The sequence below is a fragment of the Pseudomonas sp. S1(2024) genome (assembly GCF_046557535.1).
This window is the reverse complement of the sequence record NZ_JBKGFP010000001.1, coordinates 201441-226744: the sequence shown is the minus strand read 5'-3', so window position 1 is coordinate 226744 and position 25304 is coordinate 201441. Positions and strand designations below refer to the sequence as shown.

The following is a 25304-nucleotide window of genomic DNA, read 5'->3' as shown; positions in this document are numbered from 1 at the left end:
TGAAAGCTGTTAGTGGGGCTGCATGGAGACTGAGGCCTCACCCTCACGTATGTCTTGCGCAATGGCCGCAAAAGGCACGCTCAGGGGCAATTGCTTCGCCCACTGCTCAGTCGCGCGCATGCAGTCGCGCTGAGGTTCGCGTACAGTCTGTCCAGACTGGCAATGCCGATAGTAGGCGAGCACGTCACGGTAATTGGGGCCCTTCAGCGCCAGCTCCTGGTACACCTTGGTGTAGGCCGCATGGGTCTGAGCGCGCTCTACGAGAAGTATGGCCATGGCACCAACACAGCAGAACATGCCCGCATAAACGCACTTCAAGGCCCACCGGGCCATCATGCCCGAGGTGCTGACGGCTACGCGGGTAGCAACGGATGGTTTCTGGTTAGACATGAAGCTACCCCTGCTTACTGCTGGCGTGTACGCAGGTAGACCTGAGCTTCGCCGGAGCCGATGTCGTTGCGAATGGTTGAGAAGGGTACCTCCAACTCAAGCTTTTGCGCCCAGGCCTCGGTTTTGTCCATGCAGTCACGTGCGACCACGTCCCTGGCAATCGGGATACCTCTGCCAATGACCCCCACAGTTCCCCTGGCAACGCATGACGCATAAAAGCTGACCAGGTTGCGGTGATCCTGGCTCTTGGTGCCGAGCGCAGCGTACATATCGTGGTAAGCCGCTTCCGGGGAATTGGCCTGGCGATTTGCCCAGGCGGAGATCCCATATGAAAAGACCGCCGTCGCCGCGATCGCGGCGCCTGCCAGCCACAATGCAGCCACAACGACTTTGCGCGCATTCATGCTCATTTACCATTTAAAAACGTTGAAGGAATCTGCGCGTAGATGGTTTGCTCGCCATGGCGCACATCCTGCTCAACCTGGAACAATTGAGCGTGCGTTGGCTTCAATAACAGCATCTGCTGCACCGTTTCGCCGAGACAGTTGGTGGCGGGGCCTGCACCTTTACGATCAGGCGTGCAAAGACGGTACTTGTCGATGAACGCTTTGTGCAGCGGTGACTTTTCCTGCAGCTGATCGTACAAGGCCTCAAGGCGATGCGTGCGCTCGACAGCCTTTTGGACTTCAAAGCCAAAGATGACCAGCACCACCAGCGTGCCGATACCAATCACGATGCCGTCCAGTGCGGTTTCGGCAATGCCGAGCCGGCGTTTCAAGCCAAACGGATGAGATGAATTGGACATGACGGTCTCATTGCCGGAGATCGGCAGCTGCAGGTCTGAAAGGTTGAGTTCAATATATCACTAAACAGTGCTGGTGTGTCATGGATTGATGCGGCAGCTGTGCAAGAACGGGGTGCCCTTGTGCATCCCTTGGAATATGCCTATATTGTACACACCGTTTGCAATCACACCGTTCTCATGAGTCCTTATTTACTTTACGTCACATTCTTTGCTGCATTCTGGCTTGGCGCAGGGTTCGCGATGATGCGGATCTTCTGGGTCAGGAGTAAAAGCACCCGACCATTGGCCAGGTGCTGGAGCAGCCTAATGGTGGTTATCGTATGGCCGTACCTGCTGAAAAAGTTACCCAGCTAATCCACTGGCTCAAGCTGAGGCGTCTTGCCTTCAGGTTTGATCACAAAACCAAGGTCATCTGCTTTGCTGGGTTCATCGTGCCAGGACTGCCGGCGATTGACAGTCCAGGTTGGCTGTATTTGGCCGCGCTGATCGGCGTGGTGGTATTGGCCGTGGCGCCTGTACTGATCGGTAAAAGCGTTGCCAAAGAGATCGAGCACCGATTTGGCAAGGCAGTGCTTGAGCGTGCGCTGCATCACTGCACGCTGGGCCGCTATTTGCGCAACAAGACGTTTACGATTGGTGATATTCAAGCGCAGCTTGAAGCCGAGCGACAAGCCCAATACGCAGGGGCAGCCAACGACGCTTAAATAGGATATTGACAGAATGGCAAGCAGCCACGATACTCCATCGCACTTGCCCCACGCCTTCTGCCGTGGGCCTCTTTGTCGGAGCCTGTCATGACCAAGTCGATTCTCCTGGATGGTACCTCTCGCCGGTTGTTTGAACAGCAGGCGCCCGCAGCGCTGAACCTGGATATGACCAGAAACACCGAAGGCGATTACGCTGACCCCATGACCCATGGCATGTACCTGGGCTTTCTGGTTGGGCATGTCACCGGCCTTTCCCACGGTCTGCGTGTGGCCAAAAGCGAGTTCGAACAGGCGTACACCACGGCTGCCGACCGGGCGATGATGGCACAATCGGAAATCGGCACCTCTGCAGGGCTGGCAGCAATTGACCTTGCGGTCGAAGCGTCCGATCACGACCGTGCCGCTGTTGCCCACTCCCTGGCTGGCTTCTCGCAAACCTTGATGAGCCAGCATGGCGAGATTGTTCGCACCATGACCCTCGAAAATCACCTGGCCAACTACAAGCAAGCCTCGTGATCGGCCACTGCCTGGCCGGCTTCTTGGAGACGTGGTGATGTTCGATAACCAGCCGACCGAACAGATCCTGCGCTGGATCAGTCAAGGCCAGGTTTTGCAGCAGCAATCCGAGTTGTTTCGCCATCAGACCCTCAGCCCGGATACCCTGCTGGTAGCAGGCTTCAGTGCACTGGAACTCCAGCGGGCGCTGGACTTTTTCCATGGATTTGCTCCCGCGCTGCAGAGCAGCATTACCCATTGGGTCGATGGCTTGCTCGCGGCTGATTATCGAAATAATGAGTTCGTCGAAACCCTGGGTGACCGCTTTCATGCTGTACTGATCAGGGGGCTTGCGACCGAAGCGGGAACATCCCACTGTTACCAGATTCGCTGCAAACAAGCGCGCAAGTGGATCGCCACAATTCATGAGCCTCGGGGCTGTGTGTCACACCGTTTCGACCTGGAGCTGTGGGACGGCGCCCATCTGCTCGGGCAGACCATGATTGAAAAAGCGTCTATCAAAGGGGCAGAGCACTCGCTCCTGATGCGCTATGCGCCTCGCGACTGCATCATCGGCATCCTGAGCCTGTGCTTGGCCAATGAGCGCGGTTCCTGCGAGGTGCCATTGCGCAGCAAACTGTGGGCGCCAGGGGGAGCGAGCGCTCTGGTCGAGGTCGGCCTCCAGCGTTCATCGCGTGTGCTCTGGGCTGACGATGCCACCCAAGCGGCATTGAAACATACGCCTGCAGTGGCGCTTTTTCCCAAGCTTGAAGGGGTCGCCCCCGGTAGATACGCCTATTACAGCGGTCAGTTCCAGAAAGAGAGTCCCCACCCAGTGGATGGGCGGCATGATCATTATGCGCTTCAATTTCCCGATGATCTTGGGGGAGCATACGCGACCCAAATACACAGCGACGGATGGATTGCCTGGCAAGCTCGATCGGATCAGGAGGATACATCTCAGGCCGATGGCCCCTTGAGCCTGGCTCTATGCGTCGATCTACGGCTAACTTCAGGCGATGTGCTGCTTGGGTGTGATCCTGGTGACTTTAACTGGGCGCCCTACGGTCGTGGAACTATCGAAGCCTACCGGATTGTCAGGCAGCGCCAGCACCTGCTCGATGTCCATGTGCTGGGGGCCTACGAGCGTTACTTGGAAGAACTGATGGGGATGTACCCTTTTGTGAAAGTCGCGGAGACCTACAGCCGCTACGAGGACTGGGCGCTGGAGATCGTTGAGACCCGGTCGCGGTACGAGTTGGTCAGCGTCTATTCTAGCAGTCGCCATGGCCTGCTCTGCAAAGCGATTCAAAGAATTTTATGGCGTCTTGCGCAGTGAGTAATGGCTTTTACGGGCCTGGCTCTTGATGTTGCACCTTAGACTCGAACTTGCAATTTGGCAGCAACCCAATTTCCTGCATGGCGACTACATAGCGAGCGAGCGCCTTGCGTTCTCCCGGCAGGTAGTCTTCCAAAAGACCACTTGCCAACCATTGCGTCAGCAAAGCGGCTGCCTCATCGCCAATCAACTCGCCCGGCTCGTTAGCCAAGGCCAGATATTCATCCCTCAGCTGTTCTGACAAGCTCAGGCCTTTTGCATCGGCGAGATAAGCCTGTGCCCCAGGCATGTGGCAATAGGCATGCACAAGCGCCCACAGCGGCTCCCCCAGGCCATTCTCGAACGCATGCTCATCGACCAGTACGCCGATAGGCAAATGGAGCGTTTCTGCCATGGTCAGGGCGAATAGATGGCAACGGCCATGGCGATAATGATCGACGGTGTAGGTTCCAAACACGGGAAAGTCGTCGATCACCTGGCAGACACTGTTGTCATACGGGAGCAGATCGGTTTCGGATAGCTGCGGCTTGGTTGGATTTTGCTGCACTCTTAACATTTCCTGACTCCGGGGAAGGCGCAGAGGTGGGCGAGATGCAAGGCGATCGGAGCTGAGCCCGTTTAGCTGCGCATGAAATATTGGGCGAACATGCCAAAGAACCTGTTCAACTGAGCGGGTGTCATCGGTTTGTTCATCATGATGCGAAACTCAGCCTCATCAAGCAGGGATTCGCTGGCCAGCTTCAGCCCGCGCTCCTCCAGACAATCCATCGGGCAGCGCCGTCTGGGCCTGAAGGCCTTGATCAGGAGGTAGAGGCACAAGGCGTAGAGGAGCAGGTGGATCAGTAGCTGGAAAGTGGACTGCAGGCTCATTGATCAATCCTGAATGGACTTGAATTTGGGGGATGCGGGGCAGCCGGCAACCGCGCCGACCTTGTCGAGAATCTCCACGAGATCCTGACCCGCCACCTTGCGATCGTGTTCAAGCTGGTCACTGAGCAGCTGAAGGATGTTCTCATTGGCTATCAGCAGTTCACGCACCAAGGCTTGCTGCGAGCGTTTGAGCTCGATCAGGGTCTTGTGGTTGTGGTCTTCCTGCCAGGTGTTCTGTGGTGCGTGGAAATAGATGAGATCATCATGGCCACTCAGGTATTTTTGGGCGAGGGTGTTCCAGTTGCGGTAATCACTGGCACCGCCGAGGCTGATTTCGCCCAGCAACAGTCGTTCAGCCTCAATGCCCGCAAGGGCGAACAGCATCTCCCATTCAACGTGGATTTTGCTGTCCAGGGCGTGGTTCCAGGCGGGCCCGGTGCAATAGCCCAGACTGCCACTGTCGTCGGATTTTTTGCGCATCACGATTTCCATGCCCAGCGGGAGGTGGCGATGCAGGCCTAGCACTACGGCATGCCCGGCTTCATGCACGGCAATGATGCGTCGATCCAGGGCTGTCAGGGGCTGCGCGTGGCCTGCCACAGGAAGGCCAAACAGGCTTTGGGTGTGCGTGGCCAGTTTCTCGCCCAGTTTGCGCACATAGGCTGTACCGATGAAGCAGATCAGGCAGAGGGTAATTTCAGCGAGGTGTTGGTTGATGAATTTGGACACCTCTGTCACATCACCCGCAATCAGTGGGCCAACCTGCAAGGCACCCGCGAACAGACCGACCAGTAGCGTTTGTTCAACGATGGCGCCGATTGAAGTATTTTGACCCCGGCCATTGCGAATCAGCGTGTTCCACATTTGCAGCCAGATCATACCCGGTAGCACCATGGGGGCGAAACTCTCGATCTTGAGTAAATGGATCAGGCTGGTCAGGGGGGCGAGCACCAGAAATGCCATGGTACCAATGGAAAGCAGGGAGTCGAGCAGTGACTGCTTTATGGACTCAGGCTCAACCGGCTCAAGAACGATATGATCCTTCGAGTCATGGGGCGAGGGGGTGCTCATTGGGTGTCCTTATGACAGTGGCAGCTGGTATCCAGTTGCCAATATACATAAAAACCGTAGGTGTGGCACCCCTGTGCAGGGGAGTCGATAGTTACCCGGCTTTGCCGGGAGCTGCTTCACAGACCCAGGTCGTCCGTGAGAATGTCCTCGCGCAGGCATTCCAACTGCAGCAGGAGGTCTTTGGAGCAATCCGGCGACAGCATACTCAGCAACGCTTGTTTGGCGCCCTGTTGCTTGATGCCATTGGTATCCTTGGCGCCGTCGATTAGGGTGGTCAGAATACGATTGACTGCCTGGGGATTTTGCAGGCTACCCGTGCCTGAGTCTGGCAGCGTGTTCAAAAACCTCATGACAGCTGGCCCGAAATAGTAGACGGAGGAGCTCTTGGCGATCATGTTCCATTGTGCCTTGGGAAACTGAAGGTTGGGGTAGCGATCGACCAGGCTGAGCAGGGCGACCACTTCCTCGCTGCTCAAACCCACTTTGCCGCGCTGCACGGGAAAGAGCTGGACGAGCTTGGAGCTCAGGCCTTTGTCACCAAAGTACTGATGGGCGATATCAAGGTAGGCGGAATCCATCTGCCGGATATCAAATTTGGTGTTGTCGAATACTGTTTGCGCCAGGTCATCATGGCCTGCCGCGCACAGCGGCGGGATGATCGTCAATGTTTCGACCCAATGCCCTTGCACCGCCGCAGCGGCTTGGATGACCGGCATATGGTTTTGCAAAATGCGGTTCATCTGCTCAGGCCACGGCGTCGAGATGGTGCTCATATGGTAGATGATCTCCTTCCCACCCATATCCTCCTGGCTGATATCAGGCATGGACAGGGCCGCCTCAAACAACTTCAGCGCAATATCTTGGCTCTTGGAAGAGAGCGCCGTGCAATATTCGCCAACACAACCGGGTCGCGAATCTTCGAATAAGCACCACTGCAAGTTTTCAAGAATCTGGTTATCCAGGGCCTCCGTAATGCCCAAATGCGCCGCAAGGTTCCGACCTGCAGCCACGAAGGGGATAGTGGCCAGCAGTACGTGCATGTGATCAGGGGCAATGGTCGGAGCCCCGGTGTCGGGGTCGCGGCGATCAGAACGAAGGAAGCTGCTGAGAAGCTGCTGTCGTAAGTCAGTGATGGCTCTATTTAGCCCGTTGGCAGCCAGGTCTTTGAAAACGGCATTCAGTGCTTGCAGCGGTGCAAGACAGGCTTGAAAGCCACTGTCTTCACAGGTTTCGATCAATGCACTGCCTTGATCTCGCATTTGCACAGCGAGCAACATATCCATTGTTACAGGCCCAGGTCTTCGCCGAGGATGTCCTCAGCATGGTGTTCAATACCCTTCATGAACTGGCGAAGCGCCGGCACTTGCTTAATATTGGCAAGCCATTGTGGCCGATGCTCCAACACGAAGCTGAGTGTGGTTTTCAGGTGGTCTTCATTCACGGTGTCCTTGTAGTTGACCACGGCAGTTTCCATCCAGCCAATCATCGAGCTGCTTGCTTTTGACGTGGTCAGGTGCAGATCATCAAATTTCACCAGCGGCGCCTTAGACGCAAGGAAATGCATCACCAGCAAGCCGGTGTGCTGCACATGGTCATCGTGGGTGAACGGCGTGTGTTTAATCTTTTCCACCAAGGGGGTCAAGTTCAAGCCCGTGCGCTTTTCAATCTCCAACAGCGCCGTATGCTTCAGGGTGTTCGATTTCGGGAAGCATTTGAGCAGCATGACTTGCGCGGCATCAGGGTAGCCATGCTCATGCAACGCAATAGCCTCCTCAACACGAGGCAGGTCAAAGGAAGTGCTGGTGCGCTCCACCGCAGGGATGAACTCCTTCAACACCAGCCCCAGGTCGTGATGGATCTCAATATCCAGCTGCTCTTTCAGTCCGCCGTAATAGGCCGCGATGGCGTAGGCCACGTTCTCGGGCGGAAAGACCTGCGGGCAGCTTTTGGACACATCGGCCAGGAAGCGGATGAACCCCAGGGCTGGCTCGCCATGGCCTTTGCCCTGCGCGGCGATGTCCCGGCAGATGCCGCAAGCGTCCTGCTTGAGCGTGTAGTGTTCGAACACGTTGGCACTGTCCGTGTAGGTCTGCAGGGCTCTGAGCAGTGATCGCGGTGAGCCGCTGATGTAAAACCGCAGTGCGCCATGGTCAGGAACAGGCAGGTGCATGGCTAAGCTTTCCTGTAGCTCGCTCCAATCCTCGGGCGAAAATACGAAAGCCGCGCTAAACCCGGCCTCCAGGTAAAGTCGCTGAGCCTGCTGAGTCGCTTGCTTGACCACGCCATCAAACCCCTTGCTGCGCGCAGGGGCGAGCAGGGCGCCAATGTTGTGCGTCAGCCGAATGGCCTGGTCAACGGAGGAGCCTTCACTGGTGCAGACATGAATCAGGCTAGAGAAGGCGTTCATGACCCTTTCGTGGGTCACAATGGCGGAATGCGGTTTATGGGGCATGGCAAGATCCTCGATATATCCCCAGTGTACCACCAGCCATCATGGCCAATTAAAGCCCTAAATCATTTTCCAGGTTCGCTTGAACATCCAGCTCAAGCCCCTTGGCCTGATATTGCTCCTGAACCCAGGCCACCAGCCCCTGGCCGCCCAGGTGTGGCAAAGCCCCCTGGCCACGGATTTCCCAGAGGATTCGGCTTTCCGATCCCGTGGTTAGCCACGTTATTTGGCGCGTGACGGGGTTTCGAGTGGCCTGCGGAAACCGTGCATGGACAATCGCCGCGCCCGCAGCTCGAATGGTGCAAGCGATCGATTTGAACTCAAGTGACCCACCGCGCAGGAGCAAGCGGTTGGACTCTTCGAAGAGTTGCAATACGACATCCAGTGCACCTTCCAAGGTGCTGGCGCCGCCGCGTAGCCCCTCACGGTCGAGCCACTTGAGCATGTCGACATGATCGCCAAATTTGTTCATTGCTTGGACTTGGCCAAGCTCCTGCGTGTGGTGGATGACCTCGAACTGTATTGGGCCCGCCAGGCCAGGGGCCAGGGAGAATGGCTCAACCTTCTGGTTTGGCAAAACAAAAGCCCCTGCCACATCGGCGACAAAAAGCGCGAAAGATGGATATTCGGTCACTGCGCTAATCAGTCGATCGAAAGCTTCCTCTTCCTCCGGATGCTGCTGCAACTCGGCGATCAACTCGTTCAAGGGGATCTGGGCGCCGCGCAGGCTGGCCTCGATTTGCGCATCGCACAGGCGATTGAGCTGTTTCGCCAGGTGCGAAAACTGCAACTCATCCCCGAGCTCCAGGCGCATGTGATCGCCCAGCCATTGGAGGCCAGTCGGGATAGAGCCATCTAGATACAGGGCGGGCAAGTAGCAGTCGTCTGCCGGGGAAGGTGTGCGCAATTCCTCCTTAAGCTTCAACCAGAAGAAAATGTCCAGGCGACTGTCGAGCAGTTTCAACACCTGTTTCTCTCGCGACTGGCTCATGGCTGCATCCACGGCTCATCATCGAGCTCATCGTCGAATTCAGGGCCATCATGGAGCGCGACCAGGTTGTTGAGCATGAACTCGGCAGTGACACCAAATGCCGGCAGGACGGCGTCGACTGCCTCCTGGTTGACCTCTCCCAGCGCGATCAGCTCGGGCAGGGTGGTTTTGCGCAATGAAACCGGGAGTCCCAGCATGGTGCCTTTGAAATGGTTGAGGACATCCTGCTGGGTACGCACCCCGTTAGCATCGAGTAGCAGATCACCCGTCGCATCGGCGAGCATGCTGTGCAATGGCGCGCCGTGCTGGTCGACCACCAGGATCAGGCTGTCAGGCGCCTGCAGATAACTGGCCAGCGCGACGGCGAAGGTGCAGTGGTGCTGGTGAGCGTATTTGAGGGTCAGGGAGGCAAGTTGGCCATATCGCTCAGGCTCGCTCGACAACAGGTCATGCAGCACCGTACTGTCCTCCAGCCCCTCGTAGAAGGGAATGATCTCGCCCGCCATGAAGGCATCAGCAAACTGCCGGGCAAATACCTCAGCACCTTCCGGAACTGGAGGTAGCGGTGCGCGCAAAGCGTTGGTGAGCCGATGGAGGGTCAGCTCGTCTTCTGCCGGCGCCGCGCTTAAATTTGTGGTGCCCGTAGTTAGGTGTTTCACAAGTTCAGCTCCTTGAAAGGCCGTCCTGGCGACCCCTTTAAACGAATGCTCAGTGTGCAATACTCGGGGCTAGCTGTCGATCGAGCTGCGTAGTCCTAAAGCCCCAGATCCAGGCACAGCTTCTCTTCCCTGACGCTCTCCATTTCCATGTAGGATTCAGGGAGGCCTTGTTTGATCAAGCGCTTGATCAGGTACTGATCCTTGGCCATGAACATCGAGAGTAAGTCCTGCCGTTTGTTGCGCGCCGTTTCGGTTATCCCCACCGATTTCAGCAGTTGGATCAGCTGCTGTTCGTAGAGAAAGCGACCCTCCGCGTTGGAGAATTTGCGCTGAATCAACCAGGGGAGCTCAATGTCCGAGAGATCGATCTGCAGCGCGTCCTTGTCCAGGAAATAGGAGGCGGACATTCTCCACTGTTCCTCAGCGTCCTCATTCAGCGAGGCGCGAATGAATGACTCGGGAATTTCCACGCCCAGATGGTCAAGGTCGTGGTACTTGCGCTCAGGCAGCTGGTGCTTGCGGTGCAGTACGCGCCGACCAACTTCCAGGGCAATTTGGCCAAAACCCGAATTTTTCATCGCGATCAGCAATTTTGGCTCCGGGGTGTTGTACCCCATGCTCAGCATCGGCAAAATCGTTTCGAAGGACTTCTCGTTGGCCTTGATGAATTTTTCCATGCCCGGATACAGGTATTGGGAGGTATAGGCCTGAGACTCAATGATCAATTGCCAGACGAAATCCGTCTTGGCCACCGTGTAGGCACTGTCGATCGGTGTCGCGCTGTCCCAGGCTCTGAACGCAATGTCCATGGCCTGGAACGCCTGCTTCTTCGAAAAATTGATCGCCATGGATCTCAGTTGCTCTGCACTGAAGACCTCTTGACGCAAGAATCGTTGGAGCAGTTTAACGTCCAGTGCCTCAGGCGTTTCTTTGTGCCAGCTCACGTAGTACTCGGCTGTAAAGGGCAGCCGGCGTTCCATGATGGGAAGTGCGTACACGGTGTCTTTCTGGAAAATGGGGTGGCGTTCGACGGCCTTGTAGGCCATGGACAACATCTGACGCTGGAAATATTCCCCCTGACCTTTAGCATGATGCTCCAAAACGTAGCAGATGTCTTCTACGCAGTTCTCGAAGTTTTCACAGATGTTCTTGAACGTCGCGAATTCGTGTTCATGGAGAGCCTCCCATGACGGTTCTTTGTCGCCGAACTCATGGCTACGCAAGTCCTCTTCGAAGCCCATGTGAAAACAATCGACAATGCGCTGCAAATCTTGCTCGATTCGCTTGAATCTCCACATCATCAACTGATGGGCATCATGCTCGTTCAAAAAGTCTGGTGTTTTCACAGGCCGAGGTCTCCCAGCAATCGCTCTTCACTCAAGGCCGCGCTGTGCCGCCAGTAGGGAGACTTTTTCAGCGTCTTGGCCATGTGCTCCTTCGCTCCGCGAACCGTTGCACACAGCTCGTCCAGGAAGGCCCCCGTGCGGACAAGGACGTGCTCATCCTCGGGGACATTCAGAAGTAACGCCACGCTGATGCGGTCGACATCGGCAGAAGTGAAATAACTGGCGTTGATGTGCATGTCGAAGTTTGGCCTGACCAGGCTGTAATCCAGCAAGTTGAGGTTCATGTATGTCAATGGGTAATTCTCACCGGCCAACTCGCAATGCACTTGCTCCAGGAGCGCCTGATCAACCACAAAACCCTCGTCTTCCAGCATGCGGATCAGGTCAGTCCCCTGATAGTCCTTGATCCATTCAATGCACAGGCACGTGGCGAGCTTGTCCAGACCGTTTCGGTACAAAGACCCGATAAAGTTTATGTCGTGGATGGAGGGCGCCTGTTTGGCGGTTGGACGCAAGGCCACCAACTGGTCTTGGTATTTCGCCAGCAGCTTGAAGTAGGGGTTTCCCATGTTCATTTCTTCGGCGAACAGGGTCACGTAATGCCTGAGGATGGTATCTGCAAAGGCGGGTGCATGTGGCATTGTCCGAGTTGCACTCCTGACACCCGCTTGCTGCTCGGATTCTAGCCGGGCAAAGTAATCCAGCAGGTGTTCTGCCACCATCGCAAAAGCCTCAGAGCTCAAGTTATCCGACATCATCTTCGTGTATGAGGCCAGGTCGCCAGGCCTGCAGAGCTCCAGGGGCGCAGTTTCAATAAAGCTCTGGGCGATGCGCATGCCGGTCTCAACGGGCAGCTGACGGGTGAGTGGCAGGATTTCCAGCTGCATCGGGAAGTGATTCAATAAGTGCTTGATGATGAAGGGCTTTGTATCCGGGTCTGCGCTACTTACCAGGTCGATATTGGACTTGAGGAGCTTGGTCACACGCTCTTGGATTAGGAGCGATCCCGATAGGGCAGGGTGCTTCAATGCTCGCGCCAAATCCTGAAAAAAATGCGGCATATCCGCCTCGAATTCGATCCGCTCAGCCTCGCTGCGTCGAGCCATGAGATACCAGCCGAGTTTGTTTTGCCGATCATCAAGCTCATGAAGCAGGTTGGCAATGTCGGCAGGGGTAAGCATGTCAGGAAGCTGCATGGATAAGGCTCGTTTCGAAGTGGGATAGCTACAGGATACCTGGGGAGTTAACTCAGGAGGTAGCCTACAGTCCCAAATCCACCTCAAGCAGCGCGGTCATACAGATGGAGCTTTCTTTCAACCATTGCTGCGGGTAGCGTCGCACGATCGCCACGACAACCTTTTCGGATTGGTGAGCCAGAAATGCATCAAGGAATGTTCCTACGCGGGCGCGCAAGCCGTGGTCTTCGCGGATGTAACCCGCTTTTACGGCAAATATAAGGGAATCCATCATCGGCTCCCACGCTTGCTGCATGGCGGGCCTAGTAGCGACTTCTAACAGCGCATCCAGATGGCAGTTGCGCAGCAGACAATAGCTGACTTTCGCATCCAGTGATGCACCCTCGGTTGAAAACAGATCATTGACGGACACCCGGAAGGAGCACTGCAGCTTGAAGTCATAATAAAGCAAATCGCTGCCTCGGGCCTGCTGGGAAAAATCGGAAAAATCCAGGGTGACTCCCGCAGCCTTCATGTCCACCAGCTCGCGAAAACTCCACTGCGCCCCAAAATGACTGTTCATCAGTGGCATAATTTTCTTCTGATGGTCGCCCCTGGCCAGCCAGGCAAGCACAGGTTCGGACAACTGTTCTGGTGCCGCCCGCATGGCCCACATTATCAGCGAGGGAAGCGCATCCGGATTGTATTTGAAGATTTCGCTCATCAGTGCGCACAAAAGCGGGGCGTCACACTGTTTGATGAGCAGCTTCCCCAAGGCAATCGATCGGGAGGACACCGAATCTTTGGGATCAAAAGCGACGGCCTGGTGTGTGGCAACGTTGTCAATCAGTGTCCGCCGCAAGTCCGTTGCTTCATGCAGGCGCATCAAGTCATAAACTCTGGTCAGGCTGACCGGAAAATTCTCGGCCAGCAGCTGAACAAATGGAGCGGAATCGGCTTCGGCGATAATCCCGTCAATTTTCTCGTTAATCGGACTGAAAGCTGCATAGCGACCACGCAGGGCGCATTCATGCATGAACTGATGAAGGGCATGCACCGCCTTCTCTGCGCTCAGCAAATCTTCATCTGCCGAGCACTCGGCCAGGCATTCGGCGAGGTACAGAATGTGATTGCTGTGGTTCTGGATGTGGTCGAATTGCATGGTTACAGACTCATGTCGACTTCAAGTTGATGCGTTCGGTACCCTTCGCAGGCCAGTTTAACCTCGTCGGGCCATGATTGCGCCTTTAGGGTCTTGTAGTTCCTGCCGGTGGCATGCCACCAATAATCGAGCAGAAACCCAATGCGTGCGGGGTCATGGGGCACCTTGCAGTCGGTCAAAATCCGCATACTATCATCGATATCCCGGAGCACCCGGTTGGGGAAGCTGGCGTGAATTTCAGGGGGTATTGGTGCATCTTCGAACGCCATAGTGTACATCGTCAAGGCGACGATTTTGCCGGGTTGCAGCCGGCTGGTGTCACCAGTATGTTTCCACAGGGCCAGGATTTTTTCATCAGTGAGTTTGATCCCGGCTTCCAGGCGAAGTCTGCAGAGATCCCCCTGATCCGGGATCTTGTCCGAATGTTGAATGACGATTCTAGCGAGCTGGCGCAGCCCGGCTTTGGCCAGGCTCAGACCAACGTCATAGGTGATATCGGATGCACACGGAACGGCTACAGGGTCAAGATTGATGATGGCTTGTTCATTAGCAATGGCCCATTCTAGAAAGGGGGTTGGGGACTCGAAGGCGCCCCCCGCGTCTTCGGCTGCGGTCTTCAATGCCCCAATAATAACCGTTTGCAACCCCTGGGGATGGCGGGCGGTCAGCATCAATTCATCGAGCAGGGGGAGGGCGAATCCGTATTCCTCTCTATCCAGCCACGTGCTGATGATGACATCAATCTCCAGAGGCTTTTTGACCGGGAGCATCTCCCAAGGCCTGAATTTAATCAAATTGTCAAAGACAGCCTCGTTGAAGATGCGATCCTTTTTCAGGTGTCGTTTGGCACTGACAATTTCGCAGGCTTCGTGCAGGGACAAGCTTTTGTCACCGATGACCTTGATCTGCAGGGGTGCGTTGCGATCGCCCATGGCATTGATTTTCGACAGCAGTGCCGTCCGATGCTCGACAATCGCAGTGATATCTCCATACAGCATGCATTCGATTTGGATCTTATCCAGTTGAATCAGTTCGTTTTCGAGCGTTCGCTCATCGCCAGTCTCGATGGCCCGAATCATCCGAGCCTCACGTTCCAGCAGGTTGGAGTGTGTGGAGAATTCAGTGAGACTCATAGCCCGAGTTCCGTTTCAAGTCGTTGCACCTGGTACCAATCCGTCGTCTTGATCCATTCCTCGGGGATTTGAGTGAGTTTGGACAGTCTGGAAAGGTCACGCATGTTTTTGTGATTTGAATTTTCGATAAGTACGTTGAGGTATTCGCCGACTTTACCGCCATCGCCAGGTGGCGGAGCGGGTTGACCATCGATATAGCTTTTGGCGATCTTGAACAGGATTTCAACACGCGCATTGTGTTCGGTGTAGCGGTGAATGAAGGTGCGCGTGTCCAAGTGATTGGACTCAAACAGTGCGTGGGCCAGCGGATTGGCCAGCGACAACTCACCTCTGCACGTCAAGCCCTGCACGAGCTTGACCAAGCCCACCTCATCCAGGTGAGAGACAATGAAATTCACCAGTCTCCGATAGTCCTTGTGGTGGCGCTTGTGTGTATTCAGCACATCGATTTGACACCCCATACCAATCAGATGGCGCAGTGGGCGCACCATCCTAAGACGCTGGTACCCATGCGCGTAATCCAGGGTCAGGGTGATGTTCGGCAGCTTGAGCGAAGTCAGGACTGTCTCCAGCAGTTGATGGTGCTCCGTGCTGAGCTTCAGCCCAGACGGGCACATGCCGATCGAGTGTACCAGGTGCCTGGCCACCCGGTGGAATTCTGCGGTCGTTGGCTCCAAGTTCTGCAGATGCCGGGCCATGTGGCTCGTCACGGCGCCATAGGCAGCACCGTTCGACAGCGCCTGGAGCCGTCTTAGGAGCGTCCGGTAGCCTTGTTCATCTTGCCCGAAGGTCAGGGCAGTGATGTCCAACTTTTGGGTGAGGATATGTTCGTCACTCTCGGGATGAGCGCCGAGGTGCTTGAACGTCATGTGGTCGTTTTTTGGCAGCAAAGGCAACAGCGGCAACAGGAATGCAGGCGGGCGAAGACCCCAGCCTAAATGCTTGTCTTCGACCGTCGCGATGTTGCGCAGGGCGTCCATCAGGATGCTGTGCTGGGCGGCGATCTCGTCAAACCGGTTGTCTTCGATGCTCTGACGCATGCGTGCTTTGGCTTGCTCGGCGCACTCCAGGAACAGCAAGGCGTCATTGGCCAGCGCTGCCTCGCGAAAGTTGTCCAAAGGCACCAGCGCTTGCTGGTTCATTTTGCAACCTCAATGAAGGTACCGCAGCTGGCGAACACATCCTTGCCCACACGCGGCACAATGCGTACGGCCTCCGGCTTGATCAGCGACGTCAGCAGGTCGGTGTTGCGGTGAATGACCGCTTCTTCAGGCTCCTGGCCATAGCGTGCGTCATAGGGGTTGTAGCGCACGATGTTGAGGTTGCACTTCAGGCCCACGGCGTTGATGGCGTTGCCGATGAGCTCCATGTCCTGCTCGGAGTCATTCTGGCCTTCGATGAATGCGAAGTGAATCTTGGGGGTCTTCCCGGTCGCTTCCTGCCAGGCCTTGAGCATCTCCAGGCCATGCTCTGCAGGGTGGGCCTTGGCCAGCCAGCGTTTGCGAAACTCCGGCTTCATCGAGTACAGGGAGTAGTAGATCTCAGGATGCACCTCGGGGAAGATGTCCATCAGCGAAAGATCGCCCAACGAGCGGGGGAGGATGGTCGAGATCAGGAACTTGGACTTGAGGTCACGCTCATCTGCCTGTTGCTTCAGTGCGTTCAACAGTCTGGCACTGTCTTCCCGGATCAACGGGTTGTTCAGTGCCTCGCCACGGGCCATGAAATTGAAGTGCACCAGCTCGGCTTTTTCGGTCTTGTCGTAGTACTCCATGACCAGGGCCGATTGCTTCATGAAGTCTTCGAAGGTGGCATTGTCCAGCTTGTTTTGACCGCTGTTGGTCAGCCAGCACATGCGGCATGCTTGGTCACAGCCCGACTGACTGGACAAATAGGTGATGAAATAGGCCTGATCGCGGCGCACGTAGCGCGATTCGAAGGAGAAGAAATTGGGGGCGCGGTACGTGAAATTCACGGACTGGTCGAGAGCGCTTTTGAGCACTTGAATGTCTTGATTCATGGTTCCTCCGGCAATCGTGGTTATGGCTTTAAAGGCCCAGTTCAGTTTCGAGGCGATCCACATACCACCCTGGTAGTTTAGACGCGACAGGGCCAATGACGGGGTCGCTGCCCATGGCTTTGATTGCTCCGGGCCGCTGGGCCATGAATTCTGCGACCAGGGATTTCAGGTGTTCTCGATTAACCGGGCAGCCTGCTTCGGCGGTACATCCGGTATCACTCCCGATATTACCACTGACCACCTCTACAAAGGCCTTGTAGTCGTGATCCTCAGCGAATTCCAAGAGGTTTTCCTGAATGGTGGGCGCCGTAGTCATCAGCTGGTAGCCAACCACCACTCGCAATGCCTCCACCGGGTCTCGCCCGAAATTGTATAGCGTAGACCAGTGAGTGAGCATGGGCGCAACGTCAATGCCCATCAGGCGCTCCACATCGATGAGGAACGTGAAGGGATTGCCCCGGTGAAAATACTGAATGTGCTTGTACCCCTGGGACATTAACGGCGCAGCGACCTCAGCGAGGCCGGCACTCGCCATGTTGAGCAAATGCTGGACATGATCGCCGATTCGACTGAAGTGATGGTCGCTGACATCGAATTGACTGAAAAATGCCTCAAAGCGGGATTTTTGCAGAAGTGTGAGCGAGAGTGGTTGATCGAATGCTTCCAGGCCAAAGCGCAGCAACGGTTCTCCCACCCAGGGTTGCAAGCCGTCGCCGTAGAAAAACTGAAGCGCCTCCATCAAATCAAGGGCTAGATCGACGCTACCTGCTTCAAGCAGTTTTTGCCGGAGGCTGGCGTAGCCACCGCTCAGCATTTCATCCGCCGCGTAGTCTGTGGGCTGACCTTGAATGCTGATGGCTTCGCCGGGCAAGCAACCGTGGATGATGGCGTTGACCAGCAACCTGTCCAGATCAGGATCAATGCCGATAAGGCCTATGGCGTTGTGCATCTCCTGGGGAATACCCGTGAGGCTGACCAGTGTAGTGACTACGGCGACAAGCTCGGCCTGGATGGCAGGATCAATCCACTCTTTTCGCTTACAGTGCTGCCCCCAGACCCTGCCGAGCACACCATACAATGAGGCAGAACCCGTGCAAATCCACGATCGATTGAGTGGATCCTGTTCGATGAGGCGGGCGCCTTCACCTGCAATCTTCAGGAGTCTGCCAACCAGCGTATCTGGAGTCCAGTTGGCTGCTTCGCGCATGGGCAGCAGGTCTGACGCAAGGCTGTCCATCAGGAATTTGAAGGCACGCGCTTCACGCAGTTTTTGAGTCGCGGGACTGGGCACGGTCGGGTCGTCCTGAATTCGATTATTGCCAGTATTGCCTGCTGACAGGCTTGCAGGCAATCCTTTTTGCAGCAATGAGAATCAAAGCCCCAGGTCGGTCTCCAGCTTGTGCACGTAATAGCACGGCAGCGTTCTCACGATCGGGCCAAGATAGGGATCATCGGCCATTTGGTTGATCGCGTTCGGGCGCTGAGCGATGAATTCTGCGAGCAGGTCGTTGAGATGAGTTTCGTTGACCTTGAATTCGGTAGGGTCGAATTTCTCATGCCGTTCATTGGCCACGATTTGCGCGATGATCTTAAAATGCCCGTCATAGGAAAATTGGAGCAGATTTTCCTGGATGGTCGGCTCAGCTGTCAGAAGCTGATAGCCCATGATGGCCTGTAGTGCTTCACGGTCGTTTTCCCCGTTATTGTACGCTTCAGCTATCTTCGCGATTAAGGGCGCCATGCGCAAAGTGGTATAACGCTCAATGGCTGGCAAGAGCGTGATGGCATTGCTGGAGTAAAGGGCGGAAAAATGAGGCAGGGTGCGAACAATCAGTGCTTCGGCTTGTGGCACCAGGCCAGATTTGGCCATGTTGATGAATTCATTGATCGAACCCCCTGAAAATTCGTGCGTGTCGACTACTGGCCATATGGTTCTGAAAAATGTCTCGACCTTCGAGCGCTGAGCATCGCCTAGTGCCACTGGGTTCGTGAACATTTTGATGGCCGACTCAAACAACGCGGCGTCCTGCCATTTCGCTGGCGCGCTTGCATGAAGCAAGCCCATGGTGTCGATCACCTCCATCAGGGGCGCAAGGGCCTTAGCTTCTGCCAGGCGCTGAACCAGATGTTCTGTCTGACGCTGATGGAGCACTTCATCACTTTCGTACTGGTTATGCTTACCCTGAATGCTCATCCCCTTGGCAGGCAGATGGCGTAAGATCGCTTCGTCGACAATGATCCGATCTAGATCAGGGGTTAGGCCCAAGAGACCATAATCGTATGTTTCGGCTGGGAGTCCCAACACCTCAACAGCATTTACCATCAGCGCCGCAAACTCGGCTTTTAGGGTTGCATCAACCTCGTCGACTGTACCTGCATAGCGTTGCCACAACCCGGTGATTGCCGCGTAGAAGGGCGCGGAGCAACCTGCCAGCCATGTCCGATCGTATACCTTGGCCTGACAAAGGTCAGTTGCGGCCCCCAGGAGATCCATGATCCTGGGCTGCACCCAGCCCCACTCGACGAGATTCAGGCCCTGGCCCTCCTTCAGACCCTGCAAGGTGGCACTGGTGGCTTCCAGCTGAGTGATAAAGCCAATGGCATTCTTCAGGGCGTCTTGTCTGGTGGCTGTCACGGGGCTTTCCTTGTCACTGATGAGCGATGTTTCTGATCCGACCAAAGCCAGGGGCTGGCCTACAGTCCCAGGTCGGACTCCAGACGGTGCGCAAGCCAGCCCGGCGATTCGACTACCACGGCGTGCAGGTTCGGGTCTCTGGACATGTCATTGATGGCGCCAGGGCGCTGGGCCATGAATTCCGCCACCAATGCCTTGAGATGCGCCTCGTTGACGGGGTATTCACGGGGATTGATTTCTCGACTGAGGTCTGCGCCCACCATGGCTGAGATGGGCTGGTAATCAGCATTGGTCGAAAACCGAATCAGGTTCTCTTCGATGGTGGGGGAGGCGGTTAGCAGCTGGTAGCCCAGGACGATGCGCAGTGGCTGCATATCGCGGTCGGAGGCGTTGTAGAGGTTAGCCCAGTGCTGCACCAGGGGACGAACGTCAATCGAGGTGTGACGCTCAATATCGACGAGAAACACCAGGTCTTTCTCGATGGCGAACTGGTTTTTGCGCTCATGAATGGTGCTCAGCAAAGGCTCAACGACATGCTCAAGCCCTGACCTTGCCATGTTGATCAGGTGCTCAGAATTGCCCCGCACATCATCCAGTCCGCTACGCGGTAGCGTCAGACGGGCAAAGTAGTCCGAGAAGAAATCACGCTGGGCGTCGGTCAGGTCATGTCGGCTGCGAAAAAGAGTGACCCCCATTTCAAACAGGGCATCGCCACGCCATCTTTCCGGGGCGCTTGCATGCAGCACTGACAGTGCCTCCAGGACTTCCAATGCCTGGCTCAGGCCGCCTGTCTCGGATAGGCGTGAAACCAGGCTGTTGAGTCGGTTGTGGTTGATGGTCTCCGGGTACTCGTCTTCGTACTGACGATCACTGATGCTGATGCCACACCCCGTCAGGTTGTAGGCAACTATGTGGTCGGTGATTTTTTGGTCAAGGGCGGGCGCAATGCCAATCAGGTTGTGGACGTACAGCGAATCCGGCATGCCCATGACATCGATGGCACAGGAGATGAGTGCTGCGAATTCTGCGGCAAATTCCCGGTCTACGCCGTCCTCCTGCTGCACGTCATATTTGACCCACTGGCTGCCCATGATGGAATAGATCCGCTCAGATTCCCGCGCCACCAGCGACCTATGATTCGGATCGTTTTCGATCAGATCCGTTGCCGAGGTCAACACCTGCATGATGAGGTTCTGCACGCCAGTCCACTTGTCGCCTTCCAAATCCTCGTTTCTATAATTTTCCCAGAGGGCGGCATGTGCATCCGCGACCTGGCTGGAAAATTTTAACGATTGCTTGAATGCTTCAAGGGCCTTGCTTTTCATGGTGTCATTCCGTCTCTGATTGCCTCAATTATGACCAGTGCGACAAGAGCATGCCAATCAGGAGCACCGTGAACCAGGCGGGTTGGACTACAGGCCGAGGTCGAACTCCAGTAGCTCCCTGGCCACTTCCGGGTGCTCGACAAGGCTGGACGCCAGGATCAGCTCTTTGGGCAGGTGTTTGGCGAAGAGGGCACCAGCCCGCGCCTGTGTACGCGGATCCGCCTGCATCTGCGCAAACAGATCTTCCAGCAGGGCGGAGCAACGCGTCTTGTCGTAGACGCCCAGCGTCTGCAGTAGATTGGCAGTTTTTGCGATGACTTGGAGTGAAGCTTCAGGGGTGCCGTTGTTGGCCCTCCAATTCGTCCAGGTCGAGACCATGGCTTCGGATAAGTCATAAATCGACAAATGGGCATTGGCCATGTACAAGGCCGTGGCGAAGGACTGCTCATTTTTACCGGCGCCCTGGTCTACCTGGATGCAATAGGCCAAAGCCTCTGAATCAAAGGGAAGGTCACGATTCAGGAGTTTGAGCAGGTGCTTCTGCTCGTTTTCATGGAACTTCTTCAGGTGCTCGCTGCGCAGCAACACCTTGACGAGCTCGGGCACACACAGCTCACGCACGGTAGCAATGAGCTCAATGGAGGCATTGGCCCCACCCCCAGACTCCAGCATGTGATTTAACGTCGAGATGATCAACTTGTGTTTTGCGCCGAAGGCTGCTCGAAACTCTGAGTCGATAGGGCCCAGTGCTGGCAACGCCTTGAACATGGTCTTCACGAACTGCACGCCAACCATTTGCGGGTCGATCAGTTCGAACACACTGGTCAGGATACCCTGTGTGATGACAGGGTCATGCTTGACCAGCAATGCGACGATCTCCTCCGGCGCCGAGTTGAAATCGTCAAATTGCTGGGCCATCCAGCCAGGGTTGATAAAGATCTGCTCCGCCAACAGGCCAGTGCAGGCAGGGTACGTCTTCATCACCTGCAGGGTCAGTTGTGCATCCAGAGGTACCTGAGCAATGAGTAGGCGTATCGTGGCGTCGCTCAAGGGTGGCTTGTTCCCATTCCCCTGTTGAATCAGGCGCTGGCGACATTTGCGGTTGATCGACATCAGCGACAGCTGCTTGTCTGCCAGGTGGCGGTGATGGCCTTCGGCACACAGCATCTGCGCATACTGACCATACGTTTTGAACAAGCCATCCAGTGCTTGCGTAGCGTCCTGGTCGATCGCCGTTTCGATGTCAGCCAGCACCTTGGTCAAGTTGCGCAGTTCTTCGAGCATATGAGGTTCCGGGAGGGTCAGAGGCCAAGGTCGATCTCAAGTACCGAATCGGCGTGGGCGCGGCCATACCGGGTCTTGAGCAGGACACTGGATTGGATGTTGGTGGTCAGCAGCTTGTGCAGGTAATCACCATCCTCGCTGAGGACTTGGGCGGGCAAGCCGTCGAACAGGTCATTGAGCATGGCGGCCATTCGATCCTCATCCAGCAGGTCGAACCTGATCAGCATCTTGTAAGCGCACACCAGCTGCGCAAAGGAGGCTTTTGGGTCGTTGGCCTCGCTGTCCTTGCCATTGGGCCCTTGGCCCACCCAGGCGCGCCTGTAGAGCGACGTGGCCACGGTCGGATCCAGGCTGGGATTGCCGGCAAACAAGGTCAGCATGAATGTGTGGGTTTCGCCTGGGCGGCGCAGGTAGGAGGCTGCCAGGTCTTCATCGATCTGCAGGGGCTCCCGGATCATCGCCTCCATTTCGTACAGCTCAATGTCGGTAAAGCACTCTGCCGTGAACAGCTCATCCTTCAAACGCTCAGACCCCGTGCGGTAGGCGCCAAGCATGAGCGGGGGCGTTGCGTAGAACCGATTGACGCGAGACAGCTCGACCACCCCCTGACGCAGGTCGTCCTCACGGGCGCACAAGGCCTGCTGGAGTTCCGTCGAGATTTCTTCGCGAGGTAGCCGGCCAACGCAGTACAGCAGGTCATAGGCAAAACCGCCGTCGTTCCAGCCCTGACCAATCTCGATAACAGCCTGGGTCAGCACACGCCCTGCCTGGCCTTGCGGCTGTTTGGCCAGGTCGCGTATCACGTCAAACACCGCATCTCGACGTTTGGATGCGAGTTGACTGGCCAGTTCGTAGGGGGCACTTAGCAGCGCCTCGCCGACCTGTTGGGTCAGAGCAGGGTAGTGCTGCAGTACAACCTTGGCCAACCCCGTGGTGACGGGGGCCCGCTGGAGGATGACCTCAATCAGCGATGATGGCTCACTCGCGCCATACTGGCTCAGCTGACGGGTGATCACGTCAGTAACCGTGACCAGAGAGATCGCCTCCTGAAACACGATATGTCCAAGGCCCTGAGCCAGCATCGATTGAGCCAAGCCGCTATAGTCATCGAAGCCGGCGTGCAGGGTCGCTGGACTTCCGGAGCCGTAGCAATCCACAATCCCCAGGATGGCGTTTTGCAGATCCTGTGTGGTGTATGGCGATTTCATAATCCGAGGTCTCTTCCAAGCATCTGCTCTTGTCGCGAGGGAGTATACGCAAAAAGCTCAGAGGCAATCCCGCAGCGCTCAAAGCGATTGAACTGTTCGGCTTCCTGGTCACCAAACTCCTTGGCCACAGACCACATCAGGTCGACAAAGCGCTGTTGCTTCTTCCTCGGGACAGAGGCGGGTGCAGCGGCCAACGCCCGCGTCATCGCATCCAGGCGGTGATCATAGGATGCCTCCGTGTTGTTGCCAGCGTGGATGAACACCGCTGGAAACCGCTTCAGCGGCAGTCGGTACAAGTAGGCTTTGCATGCAAAATCCAGGAATTCGTTGGTATAACCCCTCACGCTTTTCAACATGGATCGCTCAACCATTTCGGCCAGGTGTTTATCGCTGGCCACCTCCAGCAATTCTTCGAACACGGATGAGTCATATTGCTTTTGGAGCTCTGCGCCGTAGAGGCTGCACCCTACCAGTAGGTCGAAGGGCCCGTTGGCCAGCGGCAGCATGCGCATGATCTGCTCACTGGTTTTGTCGCCGGCTTTCAAGAATACCCCGATTGTCACCAGATGGGCGCTGACGACCTCACAGAGGCCCTGGTTTTCAGGCGTCAGCAGCTCGGCCAGGTGATCAAAATTGCGCAACAGGTACTTCGTGTTGTCGTGCGCCAGCAAGGGGTCTTGCAACAAGTTATGCAATACCTCAGCGCCCTGCACCGAGTCTTGTTGCGCCATTTGATTGAACAAGTCGAACGCCGCAAACCCGGTGTCCATGCTGATGAACCGATCGACGAGATCGCGGGTGGCGTGAATGGGCAGGGCAGGGTTGCTGGTCGACATGAAACTCTCCTTTTATTCAGTGTACGTTATGCCAAGGGGCAGGCCGCAAGGCTTCCCAGCTTAGATCTCCAGTTCGTCTTCCAGCCTGGAAACGGCCATGTGTTCAATTTCCGACAAAATCCAGGCAGGCGATTGCGCGCATGCCAATTTGCGGTCACCTTTACTCCATTGGCCATAATTGGTTTCAATGATCTCGATGATGATTTCCCGTGGCATGGGTGAGCCCTGCTCTGCCGCGCCGATGAGAAACGCCACATCATGCCAACCGAACCTGTATCCGCGCCAAGGCCGTGGCCAGTTCTGGGCAATCTCCGGATTGATGGTGATGTCGTGCTTCAAGGCTTGGAGGTAGGTTGTCGCAAATACCAGCGGGGCATCCCGGTAGCGGTAGGCAATAGCCTGGTAGGCCTGATCCATATCCTCGCTCGATATTGGGTAATTGTGGCGCTTTAGCCCCTCCTGAAGACCATCCAGCTTCTTGGCATCCAGGTGCCTTTGCCCCGCCATTCGGCCCATCATGGACACTCGGGCGGCATTGATCTTTATGCCGGCTGTCTCGGCTGTTCTAACTGCATCCAGGAGACGGTTTAGATCCAGCCCCCTCTCCAGCAGAGGATCAATGTCTTGCTCGGTGACCAGTGCATAGCACAGGCGCTCGTAGTCCCCCAGGTTGTACTGCAGGGCCATTGCCCGTGACTGGCCGACGATGTTTTCGAACTGCAGGTAGTCGTACTGACCGCACGACCCGATGGTTTTTTCCAGTGATTTGAGCCCCAGTGTCGTCATGCCGCGCTGGTACATGTTCAGACTTGTGCTAAAGCTTCGATCCTCGGCCAGGTGTTCAGCCCAATCCAGTTCGAGGAAATAGGCCTCCTTGCTCAAGAACCAGTCCATGACGGGCCCCGGCTCGTTGGCCCCAAAGCAGGTGCTCATGGCCCTGCGCATGGGATAGACCCAGTGATCCCAGTAGTCAGCGGTCTCCAGCAGATTGTCGAGGAAATACAACGACGCGTCATGCTGGTCACTTTTGATCATCTCGCAGAGACCGTCGTCAATGCGGGCATCCTCGTGGGTGTAGGCATTGAAGCGGAACAGGTTGTCGATCAGACAGTTGTTCAACTCAGGGGATTTATCGTCGCTCAAGAAACCAAAGATGTTGTCGACGCTGAGCGAAACGTTCTGCGCCAGCGCCATGACCACATCGGCCTCAGCCCCCTCTTTGTACAACTGCTTGTTGAGCTGCGCCATGACCTGCTCGATCACCCAGAACTGCCGGTCTTGGGCAAACTTGTCCAGAGATTGGAGGAGCTCCATCACGTGGTTGACCTGCGACTCAATTGAGTAACCGCCGCGCCCCAGTTGCTTGATAAGGGAGAGTTCGTGGTTGTAGTAATGGGTGTCCAT

Annotated in this window: 26 protein-coding genes; 3 read left to right on the top strand and 23 right to left on the bottom strand. The window is 56.0% G+C overall.

What is annotated here, in order from left to right:
• Positions 1-9: 9 nt before the first annotated feature.
• From ACLCGK_RS01175 to ACLCGK_RS01165, 3 genes are read right to left on the bottom strand one after another with little or no spacing between them, the layout of a single operon-like run.
• Entirely contained in the window at positions 10-390 is a 381-nt protein-coding gene (locus ACLCGK_RS01175; RefSeq protein WP_410950940.1) for a hypothetical protein, read from the bottom strand.
• 14 nt (positions 391-404) lie between these two features.
• Positions 405-794, bottom strand: a complete 390-nt coding sequence (locus tag ACLCGK_RS01170; protein WP_410950939.1) for a hypothetical protein — start codon at positions 792-794, stop codon at positions 405-407.
• 2 nt (positions 795-796) lie between these two features.
• The gene (locus ACLCGK_RS01165) at positions 797-1195 is read right to left on the bottom strand and encodes a hypothetical protein (protein ID WP_410950938.1); all 399 of its coding nucleotides are present in this window, start codon (positions 1193-1195) and stop codon (positions 797-799) included.
• 320 nt (positions 1196-1515) lie between these two features.
• Between ACLCGK_RS01165 and ACLCGK_RS01160 the strand changes: the two genes are divergently transcribed.
• From ACLCGK_RS01160 to ACLCGK_RS01150, 3 genes are all read left to right on the top strand, one after another.
• Complete coding sequence (locus tag ACLCGK_RS01160; RefSeq protein WP_410950937.1) at positions 1516-1899, top strand: hypothetical protein; 384 nt, start codon at positions 1516-1518, stop codon at positions 1897-1899.
• A 90-nt stretch (positions 1900-1989) separates the two neighbouring features.
• The gene (locus ACLCGK_RS01155; RefSeq protein ID WP_410950936.1) at positions 1990-2418 is read left to right on the top strand and encodes a hypothetical protein; all 429 of its coding nucleotides are present in this window, start codon (positions 1990-1992) and stop codon (positions 2416-2418) included.
• A 37-nt stretch (positions 2419-2455) separates the two neighbouring features.
• Complete coding sequence (locus ACLCGK_RS01150; protein WP_410950935.1) at positions 2456-3736, top strand: hypothetical protein; 1281 nt, start codon at positions 2456-2458, stop codon at positions 3734-3736.
• 10 nt (positions 3737-3746) lie between these two features.
• Here the strand turns inward: ACLCGK_RS01150 and ACLCGK_RS01145 are convergent, their stop codons facing one another.
• The 20 genes from ACLCGK_RS01145 to ACLCGK_RS01050 all read right to left on the bottom strand — a co-directional run bounded on the left by ACLCGK_RS01145 (position 3747) and on the right by ACLCGK_RS01050 (position 25304).
• Positions 3747-4292 carry a hypothetical protein gene (locus ACLCGK_RS01145; RefSeq protein WP_410950934.1) on the bottom strand — a complete coding sequence of 182 codons (546 nt, stop codon included), beginning with the start codon at positions 4290-4292 and terminating at the stop codon, positions 3747-3749.
• 62 nt (positions 4293-4354) lie between these two features.
• Positions 4355-4606 (bottom strand): hypothetical protein, encoded by a 252-nt coding sequence (locus ACLCGK_RS01140; RefSeq protein WP_410950933.1) that lies wholly within the window; start codon positions 4604-4606, stop codon positions 4355-4357.
• Between the two features lie 3 nt (positions 4607-4609).
• Positions 4610-5677 (bottom strand): hypothetical protein, encoded by a 1068-nt coding sequence (locus ACLCGK_RS01135; protein ID WP_410950932.1) that lies wholly within the window; start codon positions 5675-5677, stop codon positions 4610-4612.
• Between the two features lie 116 nt (positions 5678-5793).
• Positions 5794-6960 (bottom strand): hypothetical protein, encoded by a 1167-nt coding sequence (locus ACLCGK_RS01130; RefSeq protein ID WP_410950931.1) that lies wholly within the window; start codon positions 6958-6960, stop codon positions 5794-5796.
• A 2-nt stretch (positions 6961-6962) separates the two neighbouring features.
• Positions 6963-8129: a hypothetical protein gene (locus ACLCGK_RS01125; RefSeq protein ID WP_410950930.1), complete on the bottom strand. Its 1167-nt coding sequence runs from the start codon at positions 8127-8129 to the stop codon at positions 6963-6965.
• Between the two features lie 49 nt (positions 8130-8178).
• The gene (locus ACLCGK_RS01120; protein WP_410950929.1) at positions 8179-9117 is read right to left on the bottom strand and encodes a hypothetical protein; all 939 of its coding nucleotides are present in this window, start codon (positions 9115-9117) and stop codon (positions 8179-8181) included.
• Positions 9114-9776 carry a hypothetical protein gene (locus tag ACLCGK_RS01115; protein ID WP_410950928.1) on the bottom strand — a complete coding sequence of 221 codons (663 nt, stop codon included), beginning with the start codon at positions 9774-9776 and terminating at the stop codon, positions 9114-9116. The genes ACLCGK_RS01120 and ACLCGK_RS01115 overlap by 4 nt, the downstream gene beginning before the upstream one ends.
• Before the next feature lie 95 nt (positions 9777-9871).
• Positions 9872-11122, bottom strand: a complete 1251-nt coding sequence (locus ACLCGK_RS01110; RefSeq protein WP_410950927.1) for a hypothetical protein — start codon at positions 11120-11122, stop codon at positions 9872-9874.
• A complete protein-coding gene (locus ACLCGK_RS01105) occupies positions 11119-12318 on the bottom strand; it encodes a hypothetical protein (protein ID WP_410950926.1) in 1200 nt (399 codons plus the stop codon). Before ACLCGK_RS01105 ends, ACLCGK_RS01110 begins: the two co-directional genes overlap by 4 nt.
• A 64-nt stretch (positions 12319-12382) precedes the next feature.
• Positions 12383-13459, bottom strand: a complete 1077-nt coding sequence (locus ACLCGK_RS01100; protein ID WP_410950925.1) for a hypothetical protein — start codon at positions 13457-13459, stop codon at positions 12383-12385.
• A gap of 2 nt (positions 13460-13461) precedes the next feature.
• Positions 13462-14592, bottom strand: a complete 1131-nt coding sequence (locus ACLCGK_RS01095) for a hypothetical protein (protein ID WP_410950924.1) — start codon at positions 14590-14592, stop codon at positions 13462-13464.
• Positions 14589-15734: a hypothetical protein gene (locus tag ACLCGK_RS01090; protein WP_410950923.1), complete on the bottom strand. Its 1146-nt coding sequence runs from the start codon at positions 15732-15734 to the stop codon at positions 14589-14591. Before ACLCGK_RS01090 ends, ACLCGK_RS01095 begins: the two co-directional genes overlap by 4 nt.
• Positions 15731-16612 carry a radical SAM enzyme, Cfr family protein gene (locus tag ACLCGK_RS01085; RefSeq protein WP_410950922.1) on the bottom strand — a complete coding sequence of 294 codons (882 nt, stop codon included), beginning with the start codon at positions 16610-16612 and terminating at the stop codon, positions 15731-15733. The genes ACLCGK_RS01090 and ACLCGK_RS01085 overlap by 4 nt, the downstream gene beginning before the upstream one ends.
• Before the next feature lie 28 nt (positions 16613-16640).
• On the bottom strand, positions 16641-17978 hold the full coding sequence (locus tag ACLCGK_RS01080) for a hypothetical protein (RefSeq protein WP_410950921.1): 1338 nt from the start codon (positions 17976-17978) through the stop codon (positions 16641-16643).
• Positions 17979-17984: 6 nt separating this feature from the next.
• Complete coding sequence (locus ACLCGK_RS01075) at positions 17985-19247, bottom strand: hypothetical protein (protein ID WP_410950920.1); 1263 nt, start codon at positions 19245-19247, stop codon at positions 17985-17987.
• A gap of 59 nt (positions 19248-19306) precedes the next feature.
• The gene (locus ACLCGK_RS01070) at positions 19307-20572 is read right to left on the bottom strand and encodes a hypothetical protein (RefSeq protein WP_410950919.1); all 1266 of its coding nucleotides are present in this window, start codon (positions 20570-20572) and stop codon (positions 19307-19309) included.
• A gap of 87 nt (positions 20573-20659) precedes the next feature.
• Complete coding sequence (locus ACLCGK_RS01065; protein ID WP_410950918.1) at positions 20660-21856, bottom strand: hypothetical protein; 1197 nt, start codon at positions 21854-21856, stop codon at positions 20660-20662.
• 17 nt (positions 21857-21873) lie between these two features.
• Positions 21874-23064 (bottom strand): hypothetical protein, encoded by a 1191-nt coding sequence (locus tag ACLCGK_RS01060; protein ID WP_410950917.1) that lies wholly within the window; start codon positions 23062-23064, stop codon positions 21874-21876.
• Entirely contained in the window at positions 23061-23900 is an 840-nt protein-coding gene (locus tag ACLCGK_RS01055; protein ID WP_410950916.1) for a hypothetical protein, read from the bottom strand. The genes ACLCGK_RS01060 and ACLCGK_RS01055 overlap by 4 nt, the downstream gene beginning before the upstream one ends.
• A 60-nt stretch (positions 23901-23960) precedes the next feature.
• Entirely contained in the window at positions 23961-25304 is a 1344-nt protein-coding gene (locus ACLCGK_RS01050) for a hypothetical protein (protein WP_410950915.1), read from the bottom strand.

Excerpts from the sequence above, each read along its gene's own strand:
- ACLCGK_RS01135 (WP_410950932.1), bottom strand. The coding sequence starts at position 5,677 with ATGAGCACCCCCTCGCCCCATGACTCGAAGGATCATATCGTTCTTGAG.
- ACLCGK_RS01170 (WP_410950939.1), bottom strand. The coding sequence starts at position 794 with ATGAATGCGCGCAAAGTCGTTGTGGCTGCATTGTGGCTGGCAGGCGCC.
- ACLCGK_RS01060 (WP_410950917.1), bottom strand. The coding sequence starts at position 23,064 with ATGAAATCGCCATACACCACACAGGATCTGCAAAACGCCATCCTGGGG.
- ACLCGK_RS01130 (WP_410950931.1), bottom strand. The coding sequence starts at position 6,960 with ATGGATATGTTGCTCGCTGTGCAAATGCGAGATCAAGGCAGTGCATTG.
- ACLCGK_RS01175 (WP_410950940.1), bottom strand. The coding sequence starts at position 390 with ATGTCTAACCAGAAACCATCCGTTGCTACCCGCGTAGCCGTCAGCACC.
- ACLCGK_RS01050 (WP_410950915.1), bottom strand. The coding sequence starts at position 25,304 with ATGGACACCCATTACTACAACCACGAACTCTCCCTTATCAAGCAACTG.
- ACLCGK_RS01140 (WP_410950933.1), bottom strand. The coding sequence starts at position 4,606 with ATGAGCCTGCAGTCCACTTTCCAGCTACTGATCCACCTGCTCCTCTAC.
- ACLCGK_RS01070 (WP_410950919.1), bottom strand. The coding sequence starts at position 20,572 with ATGAAAAGCAAGGCCCTTGAAGCATTCAAGCAATCGTTAAAATTTTCC.
- ACLCGK_RS01160 (WP_410950937.1), top strand. The coding sequence starts at position 1,516 with ATGGCCGTACCTGCTGAAAAAGTTACCCAGCTAATCCACTGGCTCAAG.
- ACLCGK_RS01095 (WP_410950924.1), bottom strand. The coding sequence starts at position 14,592 with ATGAGTCTCACTGAATTCTCCACACACTCCAACCTGCTGGAACGTGAG.
- ACLCGK_RS01090 (WP_410950923.1), bottom strand. The coding sequence starts at position 15,734 with ATGAACCAGCAAGCGCTGGTGCCTTTGGACAACTTTCGCGAGGCAGCG.
- ACLCGK_RS01165 (WP_410950938.1), bottom strand. The coding sequence starts at position 1,195 with ATGTCCAATTCATCTCATCCGTTTGGCTTGAAACGCCGGCTCGGCATT.
- ACLCGK_RS01065 (WP_410950918.1), bottom strand. The coding sequence starts at position 21,856 with ATGCTCGAAGAACTGCGCAACTTGACCAAGGTGCTGGCTGACATCGAA.
- ACLCGK_RS01085 (WP_410950922.1), bottom strand. The coding sequence starts at position 16,612 with ATGAATCAAGACATTCAAGTGCTCAAAAGCGCTCTCGACCAGTCCGTG.
- ACLCGK_RS01125 (WP_410950930.1), bottom strand. The coding sequence starts at position 8,129 with ATGCCCCATAAACCGCATTCCGCCATTGTGACCCACGAAAGGGTCATG.
- ACLCGK_RS01055 (WP_410950916.1), bottom strand. The coding sequence starts at position 23,900 with ATGTCGACCAGCAACCCTGCCCTGCCCATTCACGCCACCCGCGATCTC.
- ACLCGK_RS01100 (WP_410950925.1), bottom strand. The coding sequence starts at position 13,459 with ATGCAATTCGACCACATCCAGAACCACAGCAATCACATTCTGTACCTC.
- ACLCGK_RS01145 (WP_410950934.1), bottom strand. The coding sequence starts at position 4,292 with ATGTTAAGAGTGCAGCAAAATCCAACCAAGCCGCAGCTATCCGAAACC.
- ACLCGK_RS01120 (WP_410950929.1), bottom strand. The coding sequence starts at position 9,117 with ATGAGCCAGTCGCGAGAGAAACAGGTGTTGAAACTGCTCGACAGTCGC.
- ACLCGK_RS01150 (WP_410950935.1), top strand. The coding sequence starts at position 2,456 with ATGTTCGATAACCAGCCGACCGAACAGATCCTGCGCTGGATCAGTCAA.
- ACLCGK_RS01105 (WP_410950926.1), bottom strand. The coding sequence starts at position 12,318 with ATGCAGCTTCCTGACATGCTTACCCCTGCCGACATTGCCAACCTGCTT.
- ACLCGK_RS01155 (WP_410950936.1), top strand. The coding sequence starts at position 1,990 with ATGACCAAGTCGATTCTCCTGGATGGTACCTCTCGCCGGTTGTTTGAA.